The 21,444-nt window shown below is 60.1% G+C and carries 18 protein-coding genes; 12 read left to right on the top strand and 6 right to left on the bottom strand.

Annotation, left to right across the window (positions count from 1 at the left end; translation table 11 throughout):
• Entirely contained in the window at positions 1-1,443 is a 1,443-nt protein-coding gene (locus tag OHL18_RS13900; protein WP_263375446.1) for a rhamnulokinase, read from the bottom strand.
• On the bottom strand, positions 1,440-3,650 hold the full coding sequence (locus OHL18_RS13895) for a bifunctional rhamnulose-1-phosphate aldolase/short-chain dehydrogenase (RefSeq protein WP_263375445.1): 2,211 nt from the start codon (positions 3,648-3,650) through the stop codon (positions 1,440-1,442). Before OHL18_RS13895 ends, OHL18_RS13900 begins: the two co-directional genes overlap by 4 nt.
• Positions 3,651-4,011: 361 nt before the next feature.
• On the opposite strand from OHL18_RS13895, the gene OHL18_RS13890 reads away from it, so the two are divergent.
• Both OHL18_RS13890 and OHL18_RS13885 read left to right on the top strand, forming a co-directional pair.
• Positions 4,012-5,550: a hypothetical protein gene (locus OHL18_RS13890; RefSeq protein WP_263375444.1), complete on the top strand. Its 1,539-nt coding sequence runs from the start codon at positions 4,012-4,014 to the stop codon at positions 5,548-5,550.
• A gap of 259 nt (positions 5,551-5,809) precedes the next feature.
• Complete coding sequence (locus OHL18_RS13885) at positions 5,810-7,000, top strand: trans-sulfuration enzyme family protein (protein WP_263375443.1); 1,191 nt, start codon at positions 5,810-5,812, stop codon at positions 6,998-7,000.
• Between the two features lie 78 nt (positions 7,001-7,078).
• Here the strand turns inward: OHL18_RS13885 and OHL18_RS13880 are convergent, their stop codons facing one another.
• Positions 7,079-7,690: a superoxide dismutase gene (locus tag OHL18_RS13880; protein ID WP_263375442.1), complete on the bottom strand. Its 612-nt coding sequence runs from the start codon at positions 7,688-7,690 to the stop codon at positions 7,079-7,081.
• 291 nt (positions 7,691-7,981) lie between these two features.
• Between OHL18_RS13880 and OHL18_RS13875 the strand changes: the two genes are divergently transcribed.
• The 8 genes from OHL18_RS13875 (at position 7,982) to OHL18_RS13840 (ending at position 18,449) form a co-directional block, all read left to right on the top strand.
• Positions 7,982-10,411, top strand: coding sequence for a glycoside hydrolase family 15 protein (locus OHL18_RS13875; protein WP_263375441.1), 2,430 nt, complete (start codon positions 7,982-7,984; stop codon positions 10,409-10,411).
• A gap of 150 nt (positions 10,412-10,561) precedes the next feature.
• The gene (gene tkt, locus OHL18_RS13870; protein WP_263375440.1) at positions 10,562-12,556 is read left to right on the top strand and encodes a transketolase; all 1,995 of its coding nucleotides are present in this window, start codon (positions 10,562-10,564) and stop codon (positions 12,554-12,556) included.
• A 138-nt stretch (positions 12,557-12,694) separates the two neighbouring features.
• Positions 12,695-13,327 (top strand): HAD-IA family hydrolase, encoded by a 633-nt coding sequence (locus OHL18_RS13865; protein ID WP_263375439.1) that lies wholly within the window; start codon positions 12,695-12,697, stop codon positions 13,325-13,327.
• Between the two features lie 45 nt (positions 13,328-13,372).
• Positions 13,373-14,278: a phosphogluconate dehydrogenase (NAD(+)-dependent, decarboxylating) gene (gnd, locus tag OHL18_RS13860; RefSeq protein ID WP_263375438.1), complete on the top strand. Its 906-nt coding sequence runs from the start codon at positions 13,373-13,375 to the stop codon at positions 14,276-14,278.
• A 101-nt stretch (positions 14,279-14,379) separates the two neighbouring features.
• Entirely contained in the window at positions 14,380-15,906 is a 1,527-nt protein-coding gene (zwf, locus tag OHL18_RS13855; protein ID WP_263375437.1) for a glucose-6-phosphate dehydrogenase, read from the top strand.
• 121 nt (positions 15,907-16,027) lie between these two features.
• Positions 16,028-16,837: a 6-phosphogluconolactonase gene (pgl, locus tag OHL18_RS13850; protein WP_263375436.1), complete on the top strand. Its 810-nt coding sequence runs from the start codon at positions 16,028-16,030 to the stop codon at positions 16,835-16,837.
• Positions 16,838-17,899 (top strand): glucokinase, encoded by a 1,062-nt coding sequence (glk, locus tag OHL18_RS13845; RefSeq protein ID WP_263375435.1) that lies wholly within the window; start codon positions 16,838-16,840, stop codon positions 17,897-17,899.
• 145 nt (positions 17,900-18,044) lie between these two features.
• Entirely contained in the window at positions 18,045-18,449 is a 405-nt protein-coding gene (locus OHL18_RS13840) for a response regulator (protein WP_263375434.1), read from the top strand.
• A 14-nt stretch (positions 18,450-18,463) separates the two neighbouring features.
• Here OHL18_RS13840 and OHL18_RS13835 read toward each other — a convergent pair whose 3' ends face one another.
• Positions 18,464-19,057 (bottom strand): hypothetical protein, encoded by a 594-nt coding sequence (locus OHL18_RS13835; protein ID WP_263375433.1) that lies wholly within the window; start codon positions 19,055-19,057, stop codon positions 18,464-18,466.
• 50 nt (positions 19,058-19,107) lie between these two features.
• Between OHL18_RS13835 and OHL18_RS13830 the strand changes: the two genes are divergently transcribed.
• Both OHL18_RS13830 and OHL18_RS13825 read left to right on the top strand, forming a co-directional pair.
• The gene (locus OHL18_RS13830) at positions 19,108-19,833 is read left to right on the top strand and encodes an ABC transporter ATP-binding protein (RefSeq protein ID WP_263375432.1); all 726 of its coding nucleotides are present in this window, start codon (positions 19,108-19,110) and stop codon (positions 19,831-19,833) included.
• 119 nt (positions 19,834-19,952) lie between these two features.
• Complete coding sequence (locus tag OHL18_RS13825; RefSeq protein ID WP_263375431.1) at positions 19,953-20,219, top strand: hypothetical protein; 267 nt, start codon at positions 19,953-19,955, stop codon at positions 20,217-20,219.
• Between the two features lie 52 nt (positions 20,220-20,271).
• Here OHL18_RS13825 and OHL18_RS13820 read toward each other — a convergent pair whose 3' ends face one another.
• Positions 20,272-20,856: a thioredoxin family protein gene (locus OHL18_RS13820; protein ID WP_263375430.1), complete on the bottom strand. Its 585-nt coding sequence runs from the start codon at positions 20,854-20,856 to the stop codon at positions 20,272-20,274.
• Between the two features lie 11 nt (positions 20,857-20,867).
• A complete protein-coding gene (locus OHL18_RS13815) occupies positions 20,868-21,368 on the bottom strand; it encodes a hypothetical protein (protein ID WP_263375429.1) in 501 nt (166 codons plus the stop codon).
• Positions 21,369-21,444 lie beyond the last annotated feature (76 nt).

Genomic DNA, 21,444 nt, shown 5'->3' with positions numbered 1-21,444 from the left:
TCACGCGGGCGGATTGAGATGCAGGCTCCACTCGCGGACAGCGCGCGCGAACTCCATCGACGATGCTGGAAGTTCGCTCTCAAGTGTGGCAAGCTGCACCGCGAAGTTGCCGATAGTTGAACTCTCCGGCGAGCCGCGATGCACGGCGAAGCCCGTAGCCTCTGCCGTGAGCCGATTGAGAAACGTGTTCTGCGAGCCTCCACCGACGATGTAGATGCGCCTTATCACCTTGCCGGTGTGCTGCTGGATACGTGTCAACGTCTCGGCATAGCGGCGCGCCAGGCTATGCATGATTAGTGCAGTGAAGGCGGGCGCATTTGCAGGCGATTCGTCGAGCGGCTGCGTGCCCTTCGTAACTAGCTGGCGATTGATCCGTTGCGGCATCTCGCCAACCCGAAGCAAGTCAGGGTCGTCCACGTCGAGCAGCATCGGCGGCACAGGTTCGCGCTCGGCATCGCGAAGTAGATCGGAGATGGAAGGCTCATGTCCCATCGCTGCCCAAGCATTCTGGCACTGCTTCAGAAGCCACATGCCGTTCACATTCTTGTGGAAGCAGTTCATGTTGCCCACGCCGCCAAGGTTGCTGAACGAGTCTTCGCGAACGCTTGGGCCATCGACGGGAAGATCGGTGACCGCGCCCACCAGCGACCAAGTTCCTGAACTGATGTAAGCCCAGTCATCGCCAGCCGCGGGGATACCGGCGATAGCAGAAGCAGTATCGTGGCAGGCGGGCGCGATCAGCTCTGCGTCAGCGAAGACGGGCAACCGCGCAAGTGGGCCCTGCAGCTTGCCAAGCATAGTTCCGGGGGGAACGATCTTCGGCGCGAACTCGATCTTCAGTCCGGCCTCGCGAAAGATCTCGCGGCTCCAGCCGCGAGAGTCCATGTCTACCAATTGCGTATGAGTCGCGTTGGTAAACTCAGCGACGGGCTCCGCTCCCCATCGCGCCAAGAGATACTCGGGCAGGTTCAACCAGCGAGCCTCCGGCGTGCCGCTCAACCGGTCTGCATAAAGCTGATAGAGCGTGTTGAGCGGCAGCTGCTCGATGCCGGTGATCTCTCGCATCCACAGCGCAGGAATGCGCTTGTGCAGCTCTACCTCGGCATGCACGTTACGTTCATCGCGATAGCAGAAGGGCTCGGCAAGCGCCTGCCCGTTCGCATCGAGACGTACATAGTCGACTGCCCAGCCATCGATGGCAATGGAACGCACGCCCTCCGGCGCGAGCGGCGCGCACTTTCGCAGCCCTTCTTCGACGCCTTCGATAATCTTCGCGAGCGGCCAGTGCAACCCGGTATCGCGTTCGACAGGCCCGTTCAGGAAGCGGTGCACAAGCTGAATCTCTGCCTTGCCGTCAGACCAGCGAAGCAGGCTGACGCGGCAGCTCTCCGCGCCAAGATCGACCGCTACAAGCGAGCGCCTGTCTGCTGGCGCGAGGCTCATCGCAGATAGGCCTCGACCAGGCCGCCATCGACTGGAATGAGATGGCCCGTCGTGCATCGCGCCAGTGGCCCAGCGAGATACATAATGGCCTCCGCGCAATCCTTCGGATCGATGGGCGTGTGCGTCAGCGTGCGCTTCGCATAGAAGAGGGCAAGCGCATTTCGAAGCTCATCATCTGTGCCTGACTCTTCAAAGGGGATGTTGTACTTCGCCAAGGATGCTTTCACACGGTCGCGCGGGAACATTGTCGACCCCTTCACCACAGTTGCGGGGCTGATGCCATTGACTCGCACCTTCGGGCTCATGCTCACCGCAAGCTCGCGAACAAGATGGCTCAGTGCCGCCTTCGAGACGTCATAGGCCTCCGAGCCTCGTTTCGCGACAACGGCGTTGGCAGAGCTGGTGAGCACGATGCTGCCATCGAGACCCTCCGCGTCGAAGAACTTCTTCGCCTCATCGACAAGGAGGTAGTTCGCCGTGACATTGACCTCAAGCGTCAGGCCCCACTGCGCGTCGCTGATGACGCCATCCGGCGAGGAAGGGAAGAGCGCCGCCGTATTGATGAGGATGTCAAGGCCTCCGAACTGCTTGATCGTCGCTGCAAGCGCAGCCTTGATCGCCGCACGGTCGCGAATGTCGATCGAGGTATGGCCGATGACTTCCTTGCCTGCGATCGCCTTGCACTCTTCGGCTACACGCTTCGCGCCTTCCGCGTCGCGGTCGGCGATCATCACATGGGCTCCGCGTTCGGCTGCGATTAGCGCGACCTGCGCGCCGATGCCGCTGCCTCCGCCGACGATCAGCGCGACTTGACGGCTTAGCTGCTTCTCCGGTGGCTGACGGCGTATCTTCGCTTCTTCCAGCGCCCAATACTCGATCCGGAATGCCTCACTGGGTGGTAGCGCGACATAATTTTGATAGACAGAGAACTGGTCTGCTGAAGCCGCCGGGCCAGCCTGCGGAATGTCCGTACAAGTCACGGCTGCACCCAGTGCGCCTGCTCCTTGCATCACGCCAATGGCGTTGATGTAGAACTCCCCTGTCAGACGCGCATCGGTTTTATTTCTGCCAAAGGTGAACATGCCTACACCGGGAAGTAGAACAACAGTGGGGCTGGCATCGCGAAGTTTTGGACTGTCGGGCAGAGCATGCTTCGCATAGTATGCCGAGTACTCCGAGCGATAGGTCTCAAGCGAACTCTCGATGATCTCAGGAATCGCCTTCGTATCCGTCGACGGGTCCCACTTCAGAAACATTGGGCGAATCTTGGTGCGGATGAAGTGGTCGGGGCAGCTTGTGCCGAGATGGGCCAGTTGCTCCGCGCTGTGCGAGTTCACAAAATCAAGCACGCTCTGTGCGTCGGTAAAGCTGCCGATCCAGCGCTGCTTGCGCGATACGGCACCACGTAGATACGGCATCACCTTTGCGGCAACCTTCTCGCGCTCGCTGTGCGATTCGAACTTCGCGCCGCCGAAGTGCTTGTGCCCGGCGGTCAAGGAATGCCGCTCAATGAACTGGCCGATCTGGTCGATGATGGTGATGGTGCTCAGGTAGCTCTCGCGCTGCGTATCGCCCCACGTAAACAGACCGTGGCCGCCAAGTACGACGCCGTCGCATCCCGGTGTGTCGGCAACGATCTGCCGCAGCATCATTCCGAGCTCGAACCCCGGGCGCTGCCATGGCAGCCAGGCGAGCTTGTGCCCGAACTCCGCGTTGAACTCTTCCATCTTCTGCCTACCGTTGGCCGAAGCCGCGAGCGCGATACCCCAGTCCGGATGCAGGTGGTCGACGTGGGCGAAGGGAAGAAAGCCATGCAGCGGCGTATCGATCGAGGCAGCCGTCGGATTGTTATTGAAGGTGACCAGCGGATACAGTGCCACCATCGCATCTTCTTCCGCAACGCCCTTGTACTGCTTCTCAAGCGCGAGCAGGCGATTGAGATACAGCGTTGCCAAACCGCTACGCTTGATGCTGCCCAGGTCGCCACCCGAGCCTTTCACCCACAGCACCTTGACCGTCGCTCCCGTGACCGGATCGATCTCGTCCAGCTTCGAACTTGTGTTTCCCCCGCCGAAGTTGGTAATCCGCAGGTCGGAGCCGAGCAGGTTGCTGCGGTAGCGTAGAAGTTCCGCGCCGTCGAGCGTTGCAGCGGTCGTTTCGTCCCACTTGTCTTCAAGAAACTTCAGGCTTGCCTTTGTGATCGACATCTTGTCCTCATCGGTTGAAACGTGACCATCATTCCATATCAAGACCAATAGAGCAAATGTTTCTGTACGGATACTGAGGGTCACCCGAAGCTCCTCCATGACTACAGCAGAGATCCGGAGAGGAGGCGTTGATCGGGCAGATAGTAGGCAATTGACGGCGCGTGACTTTCGCCCGCAGAGAGAGGTCATAATTGCTCAATCACAGCCCTGTGGCACGATGTGACTGTAGTAGAGTACAGCCATGCCGACAGGCGTAAATTCCCTTTCATCTGCTCTGCGGAGCCCTGCCTTCGCTGCGACGCTATTATGCTGCTGCATCACAGCCGCCTTCAGTGTGCTGATAATGCGACAGACGGGCGGCATGTTTGTGTATCCCCTTGACGATAGCTACATCCATTTGGCCGAGGCGCACACCCTCGCAGTGGACCATATATGGGGTGTGCGGCCGGGCGAGTTCGCGAGTGCCTCCTCCTCGCCGATATGGACGATCCTGTTGGCGGCCATTGAGCGAGTTGTGGGATTCCATCTCGGCACGCCGATCGTGTTGAACCTGGTCTTCATCCTCGGCATCTTCCTGGTGGTCGAGTATGGGCTCAGACGGATCGCTCCTGATACACCTCTCTGGGCGCGATACTTGCTGAATCTCACAATGATTCTGATCGCGCCCATGTCGAACCTGATCATGCTTGGCATGGAGCATGTAGCGCAGACATTCAGCATCCTGGCCCTGGTAATCCTTGCGACCGAAGTACTGAAAGCCGACGATGGAGCCGCCGGGCAACCCATTCTTCTCTGCGCGGTCGCGGCCTTGGCAGGAGCGCTGCGCTACGAAGCAGCGTTTGCCGTGCTGCCAGTCATTCTGTTGCTTCTGGCGAGAAGACGGGGCTGGCTGGCACTCGCGGTTGGGGCTTGCGCTGCGATGGGGCCGGTAGGCTTCGGGCTGTACTTCCATCATGTCTCGGGCTTCTGGATGCCGTACTCAGTGATTGCGAAGTCGCAACAGGCCGGAGGTGTCTTGGGTAGCTTTCGGATGCAGGTAACGAACATCGTGTCCTGGAAAGTTGGGCTTCCGATTCTCTTCACCCTGCTTCCGCTTTGGCTACTCAGGTTAAAAGCCCGCGGCTTCTGGGAAGGGTCGCAGGTTTTGTTGTTTCTGACCCTCCTGATCAGCGTCATTCACATTCTGTTGGGGCCGGTATTGCATGGATTGATGCGGTACGACAGCTATCTTTTTTCACTCAGGTTGTTTGCGCTCTTTACCGCGTTTGCGGCGGAGGTCTGGCAATACGGGACTCGCAGAGAATCGATAGCTGAGTTGCCGGTGCAAAGGAAGATTCTCGCGGGCATTACCTTTGCGGGGCTTCTGTTATCGGTACCGGTGTTTGGGCACCGTGTTCAGGCTGGGTTGCTCAACCCCGTGCAGGCGGCGGTGGACCGTTACCATGAGCACATTCAGATGGTTCGGTTTATCAGGACCTACTATGACCACGACACCGTAGTGGTGAACGATATTGGAGCACTCGCCCTGTTTACCCATGCGCATTTCCTCGACGTTCTGGGACTGGCGAGCGTGGAACCTCTCCTTCCCAGAGCGCGAGAGGGCCGCAGTTTCGGCCCGGAGGATGTGGCGGCGTGGGCGAAATCGAAGAACGCTCCCATTGCTTTGTTGAGCTCTGGAGAAGCCACGACGGCCAGACTGATCCCGAAGGAATGGACAGTGGTGCAGACCTGGCAGCTTCCGCGCAATGTGGCGTATTGGAGCTACTTTCTGACGCTCTATGCGGTAGAACCTGCGGCCATGCCGAGGTTGTGCGCAAGCCTGAAGGAGTTTCAGCTAACTCCTGCAGACAAGGTGATCTACGACGCTTGTCCGAGAGGCGATGCGGCACTCCCGAGATAGGGAGTGCTTTCTGATATGCGGTAGTAAAATCAGGATCGATGCGACAGCAAACGCAAGCCCGTTTAACCTTTATGAGTCTCCTCGGTGGCAAAGGAATCCTTATGGCCATGCGCGCCCCGGGCGGCACCAAGCCGGAGTAAGGCTGGCGAAACGTCTCCTTCTCTGAGCGGCCGTCTGGGGCTATCCGCAACCGTCCGAAGCCGTCCGAAACCATTTGGGACGTGCGCTTTTTTCGACCAGCCATAAGAAGGAGAACCCTGTGTCCGACCGCCCTGACTTTCAGCCATCCACTCTCGTCATCCACTCCAATCGCGTCTACGAGAGCCAGTCCAACTCGATCCTCTTCCCCATCCACCAGACCGCGACCTATATCCACGAGAGCGTCGGTGTGACCAAGGGCTACGGCTACTCGCGCGGAGCCAATCCGACCGTCAACGCGCTCGAGCAATCCATAGCCGCCATCGAAGGCTCCAACTCCGCGCTCTGTTTTCGCTCCGGCATGGCCGCGATCAGCACCCTCTGCCTCGCCATGTTGCGCGCCGGCGACCACGTCCTGCTCTCCGAGGTGATCTACGGCGGCACGACGCGTCTCTTCGAGCAGGTGCTGGGAAACTTCGGCATCGACTACACCTTCGTCGACACCGCGGATCTTCCCGCCGTTGCCGCGGCGATCCGACCGCAGACGCGCCTCATCTTTGCCGAGACACCAGCCAATCCCACGCTGCGGCTATCCGATGTAAAGGGCCTCGCCGATCTTGCCCACAGTCACGAGAACCTGAAGCTCGCCGTCGACAACACCTTCCTCACGCCCCTGATCCAGAACTGCCTCGCCCTCGGCGCGGACGTCTCCATGCTCTCGACGACCAAGTACATCGATGGCCACAATGCCACCATTGGCGGCTCGTTGGCCACACACGACGAGAAGCTGGTAGAACGGCTTCGCCTGGTCCGCAAGTCCATCGGAACGATTCAAGCGCCTTTCGATGCGTGGCTCACCATCCAGGGCGTCAAGACTTTGCCCGCCCGCCTCGCCATGCACTGCGCCCACGCTGGCGAGATCGCCCTCTGGCTCGAACAGCACCCGCGCGTCGCTCATGTGAACTATCCCGGCCTCGACTCCTTCCCGCAGAAGGCGCTCGCGGTGAAGCAGCAGTCAGCCTTCGGCGGGATGCTGTCGTTCGAACTCAACGCGACCACCGCGGAGTCGCTCCTTTTCATGAAGGCGCTGAAGCTCTGCACCTGTGCCGAGAGCCTTGGCAGCGTGGAGACTCTCATCACCAATCCCGCGACGGCCTCGCACTGCGACCTCACGCCAGAGTTGCGGGAGCGCCTCGGTGTCTCCGACCGCCTGATCCGTCTCTCGGTCGGCCTGGAAGCTCCACGCGACCTGATCGCCGACTTCGAGCAGGCATTCGAAACCATCTTCGGAAGCGCAGAAAACGCCGAATAAGAATCGAAGCAAAAGAAAATCCGGCGGCTCTCGAGGAGAGGCCGCCGGATGATTTCAGTTTCAGATCGAGCGATCGAGCTACTTCTTTGCCGTCGCGAAGCGCTTGTTGATCTCGTCCCAGTTCACGGTGTTCCACCATGCTGCCAGGTAGTCCGGACGCTTGTTCTGGTACTTGAGGTAGTAGGCGTGCTCCCAGACGTCATTGCCCAGAATCGGGTAGTGGCCGTCAGAGATCGGGTTGTCCTGGTTCGGCTTGGTGACGATTTGCAGCTTGCCGCCGACGAAGATAATGAAGCCCCAACCGGAGCCGAACTGCTTGGCGGTGGTCTCGTTGAAGGTCTTCTTGAGCGTCTCGAAGTCGCCGAAGTCGGCTTTGATCTGGTCCGCGATAGCGCCCGTGGGCTCGCCGCCGCCACCCGGCTTCATGATCTCCCAGAACATGGTGTGATTAACGTGTCCGCCGCCATTGTTACGGACGACCGGACGAACATCCTCAGGAATCGCGGCGAGGTCTTTGATCAGCTCTTCGGGGGTATGCTTGCCAAGTTCTGGGTGCTTTTCGATCGCGCCGTTCAGGTTGGTCACGTAGGTCTGATGGTGCTTGTCGTGGTGGAGCTTCATGGTCGCTTCGTCGATGTAGGGTTCAAGCGCCGCGTAGTCGTAGGTGAGTGGTGGAAGTTCGTAAGCCACGGTCAATCTCCTCTGGTAATGCTAGTTTTCGTGAAATAAATTGCGCCCCGCAACATTTGCGATAATATTCTCCGCGGTAGCCGAGCAGAGAGAAGGCTGTTGCTGTCTTCGATGCACGTTCCGGATGCCACGATGCAGTGAGACCCGCGCATGTGGACAGAAACGAGCTTGAGGTCCGGCATTCGCATCATAGCGCAAGAGGATCGATGTCCTCTCAATTCGGGAAGTTTACGCCGCATTCATCCTCCACAGGCCCCCAACCAACAGTTTTGAGGTCTAATAGCAAGACACATGAGCGACCTATCTGCTTCGTACCGCTGGCTTGACGATGATGGTGCTGCCTTTGGAGCGCCAGGGCTTGAACCACGCTGGACCTCTTCGCGTAAAGATGCCGTGGCAACTGCGTATGCGGCCTCCAGCCGCGTGTGGTTCACCATCTCGCACGGCACGCTAAACGAGATCTACTACCCTACGATCGATCGTCCGCAGACGCGCGACATGGAGCTGCTCTTCACCGATGGAGCAACCTTTCTCCATGAAGAGAAGCGCGACTTCGAGTACGACTTCAGCTACATTGACCCGGAAGCGCCCGCCGTGCGTGTTAAGGCGAGCGATCTGAATGGCCGGTATACGGTCACCAAGGAGTTCATCTCCGACCCCCATCACCCTGTCGTGCTGATGAATGTGAAGATCGCCGGCGACGAGGCCGTGCTGTCGCGGCTGAAGTGCTACGCGCTACTGGCCCCGCACCTGAACGGCGGGGGGGCAGGAAACTCGGCACGTTCGATCGAGGTCGCCGGGCAACGCGCTCTCTTATGCTGGAAGGGCGGGACCTCGCTGGCTTTGGGCGTGGATTGCGGCTTTACGCGCTCTTCCTGCGGCTATGTGGGGTCAAGCGACGGCTTCCAGGACCTCTCGACCGACATGACCATGGACTGGGAGTTCGGTCAAGCGCTCAACGGCAATCTCGCCGTCATGGGCGAGATCGACGTGGCCCGGCATCGCGAGTTCACTGTGGCGATTGCGCTCGGCGACGGCCATCACGCGGCCCTGGCCGGCATGATGCAGACCCTTTCGACCCCCTACGCCATCCACGCCAAGCGGTTTATCGAGCAGTGGCACCGCTCAAGCGTTCCCGAGAAGCTTTCTGCGGTGGCGACCGACGGTGGCCGCTTGATGCGGATTAGCCAGAACGTGATCCTCTCGCACGAGGACAAGACCTATCCGGGAGCCTTCATCGCATCCGCCTCGATTCCCTGGGGAGCGTCGAAGAGCGACGACGACCTGGGCGGATACCACCTGGTGTGGACGCGCGATATGGTGCAGTCGGCGACGGCGTGCCTGGCCATTGGACGCACGGACACAGCGCGCAGGGCGCTCGTCTACCTGGCCTGTACGCAGCGGCCTGATGGCAGCTTCGCGCAGAACTTCTGGATCGATGGAACGCCTTACTGGACGGGCATTCAGCTGGACGAAGTGGCGTTCCCGATCATCCTCGCGTGGCGTCTCTGGAAGCTGAACGGGCTCGGCAACTTCGATGTATTTCCCTTCGTCGAAAATGCCGCAGCGTTTCTCGTCCGCTTCGCCCCTGTGACGCAGCAGGAGCGCTGGGAGGAGAATCCGGGATACTCGCCATCGACGCTCGCGGCAGTGATTGCCGGGCTGATTTGCGCGGCGGACATCGCGAGGGCGTATGCGGCTCCGGAGCTCGCCAGCTTCCTCGAGACCTACGCGGACTGGATCGAAGGCAACCTCGACCGCTGGACGACTACGACCGAGGGATGTCTGCATCCCGACGTGAAGTATCACTACATGCGGATTCGTCCGCCGGCAAAGGGCGAGCCGTTCCACAACGACTGGGTGCAGGACGGCTACATCCATATCGCGAACCGCGCTCCGGACGAAAAGTACGACTTCGAGGCCCGCGAGGTGATCGACGCGGGCTTCCTAGAACTGGTGCGTTACGGCATTCGCCGCGCCGACGATCCGCTGATCATCGATTCGCTGAAGGTGGTCGACAAGTGCCTGAAGATCGAGACGCCCTATGGCGACTCCTGGCGACGCTACAACCATGATGGCTACGGCCAGCGGAAAGACGGCGGCCCATTCGAGCACTGGGGACAGGGCCGCGCATGGCCTCTGCTCGGGGGGGAGCGCGCCCACTATGAGCTTGCCGCCGGTAACGATGTGGACAGCTTCATTACGGCGTTCGAAAAGTTTTCGTCAGTCGGAGGTATGTTGCCCGAGCAGATCTGGGACCACGCCGATCTGCCGTCCGAAGGCCTGTTCCTGGGCCGATCGGCCGGAGCGGCACAGCCGCTGGTTTGGGCGCACTCCGAGTATGTGAAGCTGCTCCGCTCCAAGAGCGACGGTCGCGTCTTTGACACGATCTCCGCTGTGGAAGATCGCTATGCCAAGCCAGCCGAGGAAAGGACCTTCACCTCGCTGATCGAGGTCTTCCAGACAACGCGCCAGGTCACGCAGATGGTTGCGGGTCTGATGCTTCGCATCATGGACGCGAAACGTTTTCGGGTGACCTACACCTTCGACGACTGGGCCACTCAAGCGACGGTCGAATCGCGCACGGTTGGATATCCGGGGTCGTATGCGGACATCGGTACAACGCCTCAGCACTCTGGCAAGATCATCTTCACCCTGTATTGGCCGGCGGAGGACCGCTGGCTGGGACGCAATCACGAAGTAACACTCATTCCGGGCTGAACTCGAAGCGGCACGATAGGCCGGTGATGAGCTGATTGAAGGGCCACTCATTTTTGTTCGCAGGATCGACCTGTACACTGATATCGCTGATGTTGGAAACCACCACCGGGAGCTGTTTCACCGCCCCGCTTAACTGGAAAAGGAAATCGAATGAGCGACCTGCAGACCCAAGACATCGACCAACTTTCGATCAATACGCTACGTTTTCTGGCTGTCGACGCCGTGGAGAAGGCCAAGAACGGCCACCCCGGTGCTCCGCTCGGATGCGCTCCGATCGCGTACCTTCTGTACCACAAGTACATGAAGCACGACCCGAAGGACCCCAAGTGGAGCGACCGCGACCGCTTCGTGCTCTCGAACGGACACGCTTCGGCGCTGCTCTACGGCATGCTGCATCTCGCGGGCTACGACCTGCCCATGGAGCAGTTGAAGCAGTTCCGCGAGTGGGGATCGCATACCCCCGGGCACCCGGAGATCGGAGAGACCCCGGGCGTTGAAGTCACCACCGGTCCTCTCGGGCAGGGATTTGCAATGGCCGTTGGCCTCGCGATCGCCGAAAAGCATCTCGCGGCGGTCTACAACCACGAGAACCACACGCCGGTCGACCACCACACCTACGTCCTCTGCGGCGATGGCGACCTCATGGAAGGCATCTCGCACGAATCAGCCTCGCTGGCCGGAACGCTGGAACTCGGCAAGCTTATCGTGCTCTACGATGACAACCTGATCTCGCTCGACGGCCCGACAGAACTCTCCTACACCGAAGATGTGGTGAAGCGGTTCGAGGCGTATCACTGGCAGGTCATCACGGTGACCGACGGCAACGATCTGGTTGCGCTTTCGAAGGCCATTGAAGAAGCACAGCGCGAGACCAAGAAGCCCACGCTGATCAAGGTCCGCACGGTCATCGGCTACGGCAGCCCGAAGGCTGGCACCAAGGCAGTCCACGGCGAGGCGCTCGGAGTGGAGAACGTTAAGGCCACCAAGCGCAACCTCGGCTTCCCGGAGGACAAGGACTTCTACATCCCTGAAGAAGCTGCGAAGCAGTGGGGCGAGATCGTCCCCAAGGGCAAGAAGCTGCACGACGAGTGGAACGAGAAGTTCAAGGCCTATGCCACCGCGTATCCCGAGAAGGCAGCCGAGTACGATCGCGCCTTCGCGCAGGAACTCGCCAAGGGCTGGGAGGCGAAGCTGCCGGTATTCCCGGTGGGCAAGCCAATAGCCACACGCAACGCAGGCCAGGTCGTCATGAACGCGATCGCGGGCGTGGTTCCCGAGCTGTTTGGCGGCGCGGCCGACCTCACCAGCTCCACCAAGACGATCTTCGCCAACTCGCCCAGCTTCCACGTCGATCCCGTTGGCCGGAACGTATTCTTCGGTGTGCGTGAGTTCGGCATGATGGCTGCGGTCAATGGCATCGCGGCGCACGGCGGCCTGATCCCGTTCGGCTCGACCTTCTACACCTTCTCGGACTACTGCCGTTCGGCGCTGCGCATGGGCGGCATCATGTCGGTCCACTCGCTGTATGTCTTCACGCACGATTCGATCGGCCTCGGCGCTGACGGCCCGACCCACCAGCCGGTCGAGCACCTGATGAGCATGCGCGCCATTCCGCAGTTGACGGACTTCCGTCCTGCGGATGCGAACGAGACGGCTGCCTGCTGGCGGCTCGCGCTCGAGCGCAAGAGCGCAAGCTTCATGGCGCTCTCCCGTCAGGACCTTCCGGTCCTCGATGCCGAAAAGTACAAGATTCACGAGGGCGTGAAGCACGGTGCGTATGTGCTCGACGACTCCGGCAAGGACATCATCCTGATCGGCACCGGCTCCGAGGTGGAGCTTGTTCTGAAGGCGGCTGAAGTTCTGAAGGCTGAGGGAATCGGCGCGACCGTCGTCTCGATGCCCAGCTTCAAGATCTTCGAGGAGCAGGACGAGGCCTACAAGGCGTCCGTCTTCCCCGAATCCACACCGAAGATCGCCGTGGAAGCGGGATCGACGATGGGCTGGTGGAAGTATGTCGGCCACAACGGCGGCATCATCGGAGTCGATAAGTTCGGAGCGTCGGCACCCGGACCAACCGTGATGCAGCACTACGGCGTTACGGTCGAGGCAACCGTTGCTCTGGCCAAGAAGCTGTTGAAGAAGTAATGAGATGGGCGGGGCTTAGGCTCCGCCCTTTTCTTTGCAATGTGTCAGGTCACAGACGGTTTGAGTAGATCGAAGCATCAGCCGCCAGCATCCAACCCGAAACGATGACTTGCCACGGCGAAAGGTATTGAAGGCGGAATGAACGATATCCGGACGATCTTCTGGGACATCGGCGGTGTCCTTCTGTCGAACGGCTGGGACCGGTATCAACGGGTTAATGTGTTGTCTTCCCTGGGCGTCGATCTTCCAGCGTTTGAACGGCGGCATCCTTACGAGAGCTTCGTATGGGAGCGGGGCCGGATCAGCGCGGAGGAGTACTTCGATCGAACATTGTTCAAGCCAGAACTCGGCCCACGACCGGACTATGACTTCACCTTTGCGGACATCTGGCCCAAAGTATGCGGGCAAAGTTCATTCCAGTATCCTGAATCCTTTGATATCCTCGTTGCGCTGAAGTCATCCGGGCAATACAAACTTGCAACGCTGAACAACGAGAGCGCGGAACTGAACGAGTACCGCCTCGACACCTTCGGGCTTCGCGAGCAGTTCGACTACTTCATCTGCTCCGGCTATGTGAACGAGATGAAGCCGCATCCCGACATCTTCCGGGCCGCGATCCGCATATCGGGCCAACCCGCCCCGACCGCCGTCTTCATCGACGACAAGCAGGCAAACATCGACGCCGCTGAGTATCACGGCATGAAGGGAATCCGGTTCGAATCCCCAGCCCAGGTCCGCGCTTCTCTGGCGGAGCTGGGAGTTAATATCTAGCAATTCGACCTTGGAAGTACGGTTATTGAAAGGACTTTGAAGACTATGGAAATCGGACTTATCGGACTTGGCAAGATGGGATTCAATATGGCGGAGCGCCTCCGTCTCGGCGGTCACAAGGTCGTCGGCTTCGACTTCAATAAGGAAGCGACCGCCAGGCTGACATCGCTCGGTTCGGTTGGCGTGGACTCGCTCGAAGATCTGGTCAAGAATCTGAGTGCTCCGCGCGCAGTATGGATCATGGTTCCCGAAGGCGACCCGGTCGACCAGACCATCGCCAGGCTTCTGCCGCTGATGCAGCAGGGCGACACTATCATCGATGGTGGCAACTCGAACTACAAGGACACGCAGCGCCGGCACGTAGCCCTGAAGCCGCAAGGCTTTCACTTCGTTGACTGCGGAACCTCAGGCGGTATCTGGGGACTCAAGGAAGGCTACAGCATGATGGTCGGCGGAGACGAAGAGGCCGTCAAGCCGCTCTACCCGATCTTCGAGACCCTCGCTCCCGGCAAGGCAGAGGGCTGGGGGCACGTTGGACCGTCGGGCGCTGGACACTTCGTCAAGATGGTCCACAACGGCATCGAGTACGCCATGATGCAGGGCTACGCGGAAGGCTTCTCGATCATGAAGGCGAAGACGCCGCTCAACCTCGATCTGGTACAGATCTCCAAGATCTGGCAGAAGGGCTCGGTGGTTCGCTCATGGTTGCTAGATCTGACGGCAGACGCGCTTGAGAAGAATCCAACGTTGGACGGCCTCACAGCGTTTGTTCCTGACTCCGGCGAGGGCCGTTGGACGGTCTTCGAAGCGATTGATCTGAACGTCTCAGCACCGGTGATTACGGAGTCGCTGATTCGCCGTCTCCGCAGCCGCGAGGACAACAATTTCACCGACCGCATGATCTCGATTCAGCGCAATGCGTTTGGCGGCCACGCGGTAAAAAAGGCATAGTTGTGACTTAGCGGCTGGGGCGTGACTTCCCAGCCGAATCCACGGTGTTTCAACGGATGGCTCGCCATTCGGAAAAGTAGAAAGAGCAAGGGAGCAACAGCATGACCACTACACCTGCCCAACTGGATGCCCATAAGAAGGGCGAACGCACCCCCGAGCCGTGCATCGTCGTCATCTTTGGCGCCTCCGGCGACCTGACCAAGCGCAAACTGCTGCCTGCGCTGTATCACCTTGACCAGGCGGGCCTCCTGCCTGAGGACTTCGCGGTCGTAGGCGTCGCGCGCCGCGATCTGTCAGCCACCTTTGGGCCGGACATGAAGGACGGCATCATGAAGGGCGGCGGCGTGGACGCTGATGAGGCCAAGCTGCAGCCGTTCCTCGATCGCGTCCAGTACTTTGCCACCAACTTCGATGATGACGAGGGCTTCGAGAAGCTGAAGACCTATCTTGCCGGTTTGGACGAGAAGTTCAAGACCAAAGGCAACCGCCTGTTCTATCTCGCCGTTGCGCCGGAGTTCTTCGCGGACATCATTCAGCGCCTGGGCAAGCGCGGCATGGCCTGCCCCGCGGAGGGAGCGTCGAACTGGGTTCGCGTCATCATCGAGAAGCCCTTCGGTACCGATCTCGAATCGGCGCGCAAGTTGAACGACGACGTGAACGCGGTCCTCTCCGAAGACCAGATCTTCCGCATCGACCACTACCTCGGCAAGGAGACGGTGCAGAACATCCTCGTCTTCCGCTTCGGCAATGGTATCTTCGAGCCGATCTGGAACCGCAACTACATCGACCACGTCGAGATCACGGCGGCAGAGAGCATCGGTATCGAAGGTCGTGGCCCGTTCTACGAGAAGGCTGGCCTGGTTCGCGACGTATTGCAGAACCACGTGATGGAAGTTCTCTCGTTCGTAGCGATGGAGCCACCGGACTCGTTCCAGGCAAACGCCGTTCGCACCGAGAAGCTGAAGGTCTGGCGCTCGATCGAAGGCATTCCGGTCGAGAACACGGTGCGCGGCCAGTATGGACCGGGCAAGGTCGATGGGCAGGATGTGATCGGCTATCGCCAGGAAGACCGCGTCAATCCAGAGTCGCACACCGAGACCTTCGGTGCGATCAAGCTCGAGATAGAAAACTGGCGCTGGGCTGGAGTTCCGTTCTACCTTCGCGCAGGCAAGCGGCTCGGCAAGCGCGTGACCGAGGTCAGCATCGTCTTCAAGCAGCCGCCAACCCATCTCTTCAAGACCAACTCGAGCGACGACAAGATCGAGCAGAATGTCATCACCATGCGCATTCAGCCCGACGAGGGCATCTCGCTCCGCTTCGGAGCCAAAGTCCCCGGTCCGACGACCAACGTCGCTCAGGTGGACATGCACTTCAGCTACGCAGAGGCGTTCGGCAAGTCATCCGCCAACGGCTACGAGCGTCTGCTGCTCGACGCGATGCTCGGCGACGGAACTCTGTTCGCGCACCGCGACGGTGTCGAAGCAACCTGGGCACTGTTCACACCAATTCTTGAAGCGTGGGAGAAGGACGGTAACGTCGACTTCCCGAACTACGCGGCAGGAAGCTGGGGTCCGGAAGCTTCGGACAAGCTGATCGAAGCCGATGGCCGGAGCTGGCGCAAGCTCTAGTTTTGTTTCGGTAAAAGATGTATCGATGATCGCTGTGGCCGCCGGGGGATGTTCTCCGGCGGCGCATGGTTTCAAAGCACGCAGTTTCGAAGAACAATCAGAGATCTCAAAGGACTCCGCGATGCCTCCCGCAGCAACCGTAACCTACTACGTCTCTCCCACCGCCGATGCCGTCGCAGAGGCTGCCGCCGCGTTGTTTACCGCGCATGCCAAGTCCGCTGTCGCCGCGCGTGGCGTAGCACGGATTGCGATATCTGGCGGATCCACGCCCAAGCGGATGTTCACGTTCCTTGCCGATCCGGCGAAGCCCTTTGCCGCCGAGACTCCGTGGGACAAACTAGAGCTCTTCTGGGTGGATGAGCGCTGCGTTCCGCCGACCGACAAGGATTCGAACTTTCTGATGACCAAGCAGGCGCTGCTGGACCATGTCCCGCTACCCGCCGAGCGCATTCACCGTATGGAAGGCGAGCTCGACCCGACCGAGGCCGCCGCACGTTACGAGTCCGAGATTCGCAACACCTTCAAGCTCGAAGGCGCGGAGACCCCGACCTTCGACCTGATCCTTCTGGGCATGGGCGACGACGGGCACACAGCATCGCTCTTTCCGCACACAGCTGCGCTCGAAGAAATCAGCCTAATCGTCACTCCGAACCATGTCCCTCAAAAGGACACCTGGCGCATCACGCTGACCAAACCGGTGATCAACCACGGCCGCGAGGTCGCGTTTCTGATCGAGGGAGCTGCCAAGGCAGAGATCCTCGCGCAGGTCATGCTTGGGCCTTACCAGCCCGATACCACCCCCTCCCAACTGATCCGCCCGGCCTCCGGCAAGCTTTCTCTCTTGCTCGATGCTGCTGCAGCGTCTAAGCTGCCTGCACCGACGATTGCGGGTCCAAATTCAATGCTCGTCGGCACACTGGAGCTTTCCTAGATGATTCTTGCTGGCGACGTGGGTGGAACCAAGGTCCACCTGGCACTCTACGATTTTGAAGACGGGCGGCTGAAGGCTCTCCGCGATAAGAAGTACTCTGCGCACGAGTTTGCGTGCCTGGATGACATCGTAAACAACTTTCTCTCCTCGGACGCACACGGCGCGGAGTTGGACCGCAGCGAGGTGAAGGCGGCGTGCTTTGGTCTGCCCGGCCCGGTGCGCGACGGAAGGCTGAAGCTGACCAACCTGCCGTGGGAACTCGACGTTCGGGAGCTGTCGAAGTCGCTCTCGATCGAGCACATCTTCCTGATCAACGACCTCGAAGCGAACGGCTACGGAATCTCCGAGCTTGCGCCGGACAAGATCTTCACCCTCCACGAAGGCGATCCAACGGCGGTCGGACATCGCGGCCTGATTGCAGCCGGAACTGGCCTGGGCCAGGCGATGCTCATCTGGGACGGCAAGAAGAGCCACACCCCAATTCCTTCCGAGGGCGGACACTGCGACTTTGCCGCGCGGAACGAGACCGAGATCGCGCTCCTGAATCATCTTCGCCGGACGCTTCATGGCCGCGTCAGCTTCGAGCGCGTGGTCTCCGGCCTCGGCATAAAAAACGTCTACGGATTTTGCAAGGACGTTCTCAAGTTGGAAGAGCCGGTGTGGCTCGCCCAGCGCCTTGCGACGGAAGACCCCAACGCCGTAATCGGGGAGTGCGCGGAGAACGGGACAAGCGACATCTGCTTCCAGACACTGCGCATCTTTGCGTCGGCGTATGGCGCGGAAGCCGGGAATGTCGCCTTGAAGGTGCTCGCTCTGGGTGGAATCTATCTGGGTGGCGGAATCGCCCCGAAGATCCTCAAGACGCTGAAGGCAGGTGCCTTTATCGAGGCGTTTACCGACAAGGGTCGCATGTCTTCGATTCTGGAGGCGATCCCGGTGCGGGTCATCCTGGACGATACCTGCGCGCTTCTGGGCGCGGCCGCATATGCCGAGGCTCGAGCGTCCGAGAACTCAGGCCACTCGGAGCGCGCGGCATCCCTGACGACCGCGCAGGCTGACTGATTGACACAAGAGGTCACGTTACCAGTCGGTTCATTTCTTCACGATCCTCAGCAGTAGATGCGACTTTTCGCCGAAGTAGAGGGTAGGTGTCGAAGATCACGGCCTGCGCCCAAGGACTGGGCGGGGCTGACTGTGGATGGTGTGCATGGCAGCGGTGAACTCCTCGAAGAAGAGAATCCTGATTGGGGACGATGACCCTGGGATGCGGCTGGCGCTGTTGATCCGCTTGCGTGCAAATAACTACGAGGTGTGCTGTGCGGGAGATGGGCTTTCGGTCGTGGCCGAGGCGCGCAAACACCGGCCCGACCTGATCCTGCTCGACCTGGGTATGCCCAGCGGCGATGGCTACACCGTGCTGAACATGCTGCAGGGCGAGCCATCCGAGGCACAGATCCCGGTGATTGTGCTCTCCGCACGTGACCGTGCAAGCCACGCGGAGCGTTCGGTTGAGGCAGGCGCAGCTCTCTTCCTGCAGAAGCCGGTCGAGACCGAAGTCCTGCTGGCCGCGATCACGCAGGCGCTCGCAACCTCCGAACTCACCCCCAATTAGGGGCGGCGGCGTTGCTACCTGCCTAGCGCTACGATGGTGGGCCGATGGGCCAGGCTGTCGGAGTCGCCAACGATAAACTGCCGCGGCTGCCAGCTGCCATGGGTCAGGACGAGGCCCAGGCCAGTGGCATCGTTGGCCACACCGAACATGGGCTGGCTGATGATCTCCGATCTGCCCGAAACCCGGCTTGTCAGCCGGTTTCCTGAAAGCCCTGGGAGAGCGAACCACTGCCGTCCCCTGGAGTCCAGCAGATACGCCCGGATAGCACCTTCTTCCGCCGCAGAGTTGCCGTGGTTTGCGACTGCGATATGGACTCGGACGACGCGGTCGGTCGATCCCGCTACCAGGCCCGGTACCTCATCCACGGCCGTGACCCGGAAGCACATGGCACCGAAGCATTGGTCCTGTCCGATGGCGACCACGCGCTGCCTCTGAAGCGTGGAGACAGCCAGCAGCGTCAACAGGTAGGCACCGCCCACCACTGCCACCCACGCGGAGTTTCGAAGCGCCTCGGCGCGCTTGCCTCTCGCAATCGAGAGGATGGATCCCACAAGCCCGATAGCGCACCAGCCAGCCACGCCATAAAACAGCCACACTGCAATCTTCATCGAACCCCGTTCGCGTCAGGCCCCTCAAGCAGATAAACTTGATAGTGCTAATGACTCCTATCATCGTCGCTCAGAACCTCGGTAAAACCTATCGCTCCGGCAAGCTGGAAGTAAATGCTCTCCACGGCGTCAACTTCGCAATCGAACAGGGCGAGTTCGTCGCCATCGTCGGGCCGTCCGGATCTGGCAAGTCGACCTTGTTTTATGTGCTGGGCGGACTGACCAATGCGACTTCTGGCTCCGTAACCATCGCCGGAACGGACTTTGCCAAGCTGTCGGACGCGGAGCGGACGAAGATGCGCCGCGCGCGCATCGGGTTTATCTTCCAGCGGTTCAATCTCCTGCCAACACTCTCGGCGCTTGGCAACATTGAGATCGCGCATGACATCGCGAACCTGGGCGCGGAGACGAAGAAGCCGCTCGACCACAAGCTTCTAGCGCACCTCTCTGAGAAGCTCGGAATCGCTGGCCGACTCGACCATCGTCCGAACGAACTCTCTGGTGGCGAACAGCAACGGGTCGCGATCGCAAGGGCTCTGGTCACCCGGCCATCGATCGTTCTGGCCGATGAGCCGACAGGCAACCTGGACACAAAAAACTCCGATGCGGTCCTCGAGATGTTGCGGGATGCGAGCCGGGAGCTCAACCAGACCGTATTGATGATCACGCACAACCCAGAGGCGGCCCAAATCGCCGACCGCATCCTGACCATGCGGGATGGGCAATTGGTTCGAGAACAGAAAGGTGCCGGTCAGGCGCTCCACACCACGTATTGATCCCGTTTCTTTCGCAGTATGAAAGTCGCATAGATTTCACGAAGCCAGACTCTCGCGCAACGCGAAATCGGCATCATTCTTCCTACAGGCGGAACATCCGTCTTAGGAGATTGAGGCAAATGACCGACTATCGTGTAGCACCCGGCGAAGCGCAGGAAGATCAAGTTACCGCAGCCATTGAGAAGTTCACATCGCAGATCCCGTCTAGCGTCTACCTGGCCGCGGCGCTTGCGTCGATGGGCGTTTCAGTAGCGTACAAGGCGCAAAAGAAGACCGACATGGCCTTGTTTATCGGCCAGTGGGCCGCGCCGTTTCTCATTCTTGGGCTTTACAACAAGATGGTGAAGCAGCATGGGTCAGACGCAGCCATCAATAAGAGTCTTTAGTCTTCATGCGAGAAGTCGGGCCGCGGACTTCAAGTTCGCGGTCCAGTGCTTTCTAACTCTTCCACTTGATATTGCATCCCAGGCTGGTTCTTTGCTCAGGGCTGGGCGCTTTACCTGCGATGACGGCGTCCATGGCGGCGCGAAGGTCTTTGCCGGTAACCGGTATATCATTGCCAAAATCGCCACGGCGAGGACGGCTATCGTCTAACTGGCCCCGGTACGCAAGACGCATCCGCGCATCGAAGAGGAAGAAGTCGGGAGTGCAGGCCGCGTCGTACTCGCGGGCTACTTCCTGTGACTCATCCAGAAGGTAAGGGAAGCGGAAGCCGACCCGTGCAGCCTGCTCGGCCATGCCTGCGGGGCCGTCATCGGGGTACTCGACTGTGTCGTTGCTCTGGATCGCAACCATGGCGATCAGGCCTTCGTAGTCCTCGCTGATCTTCGCCAACTCCGCCTCCACGTGCATTACATAGGGGCAGTGGACGCAGATGAACATCACCAGCAACCCGCGTGCCTCGTCTCCGGCGCTGGCGAAGATGTCGTCACGGCTCATGCCGCTTCCGCTGATTACGTCAGGCAGTTCAAATGGGGGCGCGACCGTGCCCAGTTTCACCATCGTCGATTCTGTCTTACTCATGGGCCCTCCTCTTAGAGACCGCGGCCATAGGGATACATCGGGAAGCGATAGCGGTTGCGCCGAAGCAGCCAGATGGCCAGCCAGACGATCCCGGCAAGAATTACCAAGGGAGCAAAGGGAAGAAGTATCCACGCGCGACCGGGGAAGACTGATCGGTCGCCATGAACGGTTGCCTCAGGACCGAGATCGAGGTCGCCGCCGACGACAACGAGATCGCCTTGCAAGGTCGAGCTGCCGGGAAGGATGAGGTCTCCGCCGAGCGCGACCACGTCGCCGGATATCTCCCGCGAGCCTTCGGCCTTGATGCCGCCAAAGACGGTAACGATGTCGCCGTGGACGTCCCCTTGTAAGGTGACGCTGCATGCAATACAGACGATGTCGTTGGCGGGATCGCCCTCGGTGACGGTAATGTTTTTGCCGAAGGAGATCCGGTCGTTGGAGGCCGCTGCGCTCTGGGTGCCGAGCGCGGCGGCGAGTAGTCCAAGCAGCGCGGTCCGAATGAAGATGTGCATGGCCGAAACCCTCTCTAAGGCAGAAGTCTACATCGGGTGAGTGGAGATGAAGCCGGCGAAGGAGGCCTCTGTCTCA

The organism is Granulicella aggregans (genome assembly GCF_025685565.1).
GTDB classification, from domain to species: Bacteria; Acidobacteriota; Terriglobia; order Terriglobales; family Acidobacteriaceae; genus Edaphobacter; species Edaphobacter aggregans_B.
This window is presented reverse-complemented; position numbering and strand designations above follow the sequence as displayed.

Coding starts and splice junctions, on each gene's coding strand:
- OHL18_RS13900 (WP_263375446.1), bottom strand. CDS start 1,443: ATGAGCCTCGCGCCAGCAGACAGGCGCTCGCTTGTAGCGGTCGATCTT.
- OHL18_RS13895 (WP_263375445.1), bottom strand. CDS start 3,650: ATGTCGATCACAAAGGCAAGCCTGAAGTTTCTTGAAGACAAGTGGGAC.
- OHL18_RS13890 (WP_263375444.1), top strand. CDS start 4,012: ATGTTTGTGTATCCCCTTGACGATAGCTACATCCATTTGGCCGAGGCG.
- OHL18_RS13875 (WP_263375441.1), top strand. CDS start 7,982: ATGAGCGACCTATCTGCTTCGTACCGCTGGCTTGACGATGATGGTGCT.
- tkt (WP_263375440.1), top strand. CDS start 10,562: ATGAGCGACCTGCAGACCCAAGACATCGACCAACTTTCGATCAATACG.
- OHL18_RS13865 (WP_263375439.1), top strand. CDS start 12,695: ATGAACGATATCCGGACGATCTTCTGGGACATCGGCGGTGTCCTTCTG.
- gnd (WP_263375438.1), top strand. CDS start 13,373: ATGGAAATCGGACTTATCGGACTTGGCAAGATGGGATTCAATATGGCG.
- zwf (WP_263375437.1), top strand. CDS start 14,380: ATGACCACTACACCTGCCCAACTGGATGCCCATAAGAAGGGCGAACGC.
- pgl (WP_263375436.1), top strand. CDS start 16,028: ATGCCTCCCGCAGCAACCGTAACCTACTACGTCTCTCCCACCGCCGAT.
- glk (WP_263375435.1), top strand. CDS start 16,838: ATGATTCTTGCTGGCGACGTGGGTGGAACCAAGGTCCACCTGGCACTC.
- OHL18_RS13840 (WP_263375434.1), top strand. CDS start 18,045: ATGGCAGCGGTGAACTCCTCGAAGAAGAGAATCCTGATTGGGGACGAT.
- OHL18_RS13835 (WP_263375433.1), bottom strand. CDS start 19,057: ATGAAGATTGCAGTGTGGCTGTTTTATGGCGTGGCTGGCTGGTGCGCT.
- OHL18_RS13830 (WP_263375432.1), top strand. CDS start 19,108: ATGACTCCTATCATCGTCGCTCAGAACCTCGGTAAAACCTATCGCTCC.
- OHL18_RS13825 (WP_263375431.1), top strand. CDS start 19,953: ATGACCGACTATCGTGTAGCACCCGGCGAAGCGCAGGAAGATCAAGTT.
- OHL18_RS13820 (WP_263375430.1), bottom strand. CDS start 20,856: ATGAGTAAGACAGAATCGACGATGGTGAAACTGGGCACGGTCGCGCCC.
- OHL18_RS13815 (WP_263375429.1), bottom strand. CDS start 21,368: ATGCACATCTTCATTCGGACCGCGCTGCTTGGACTACTCGCCGCCGCG.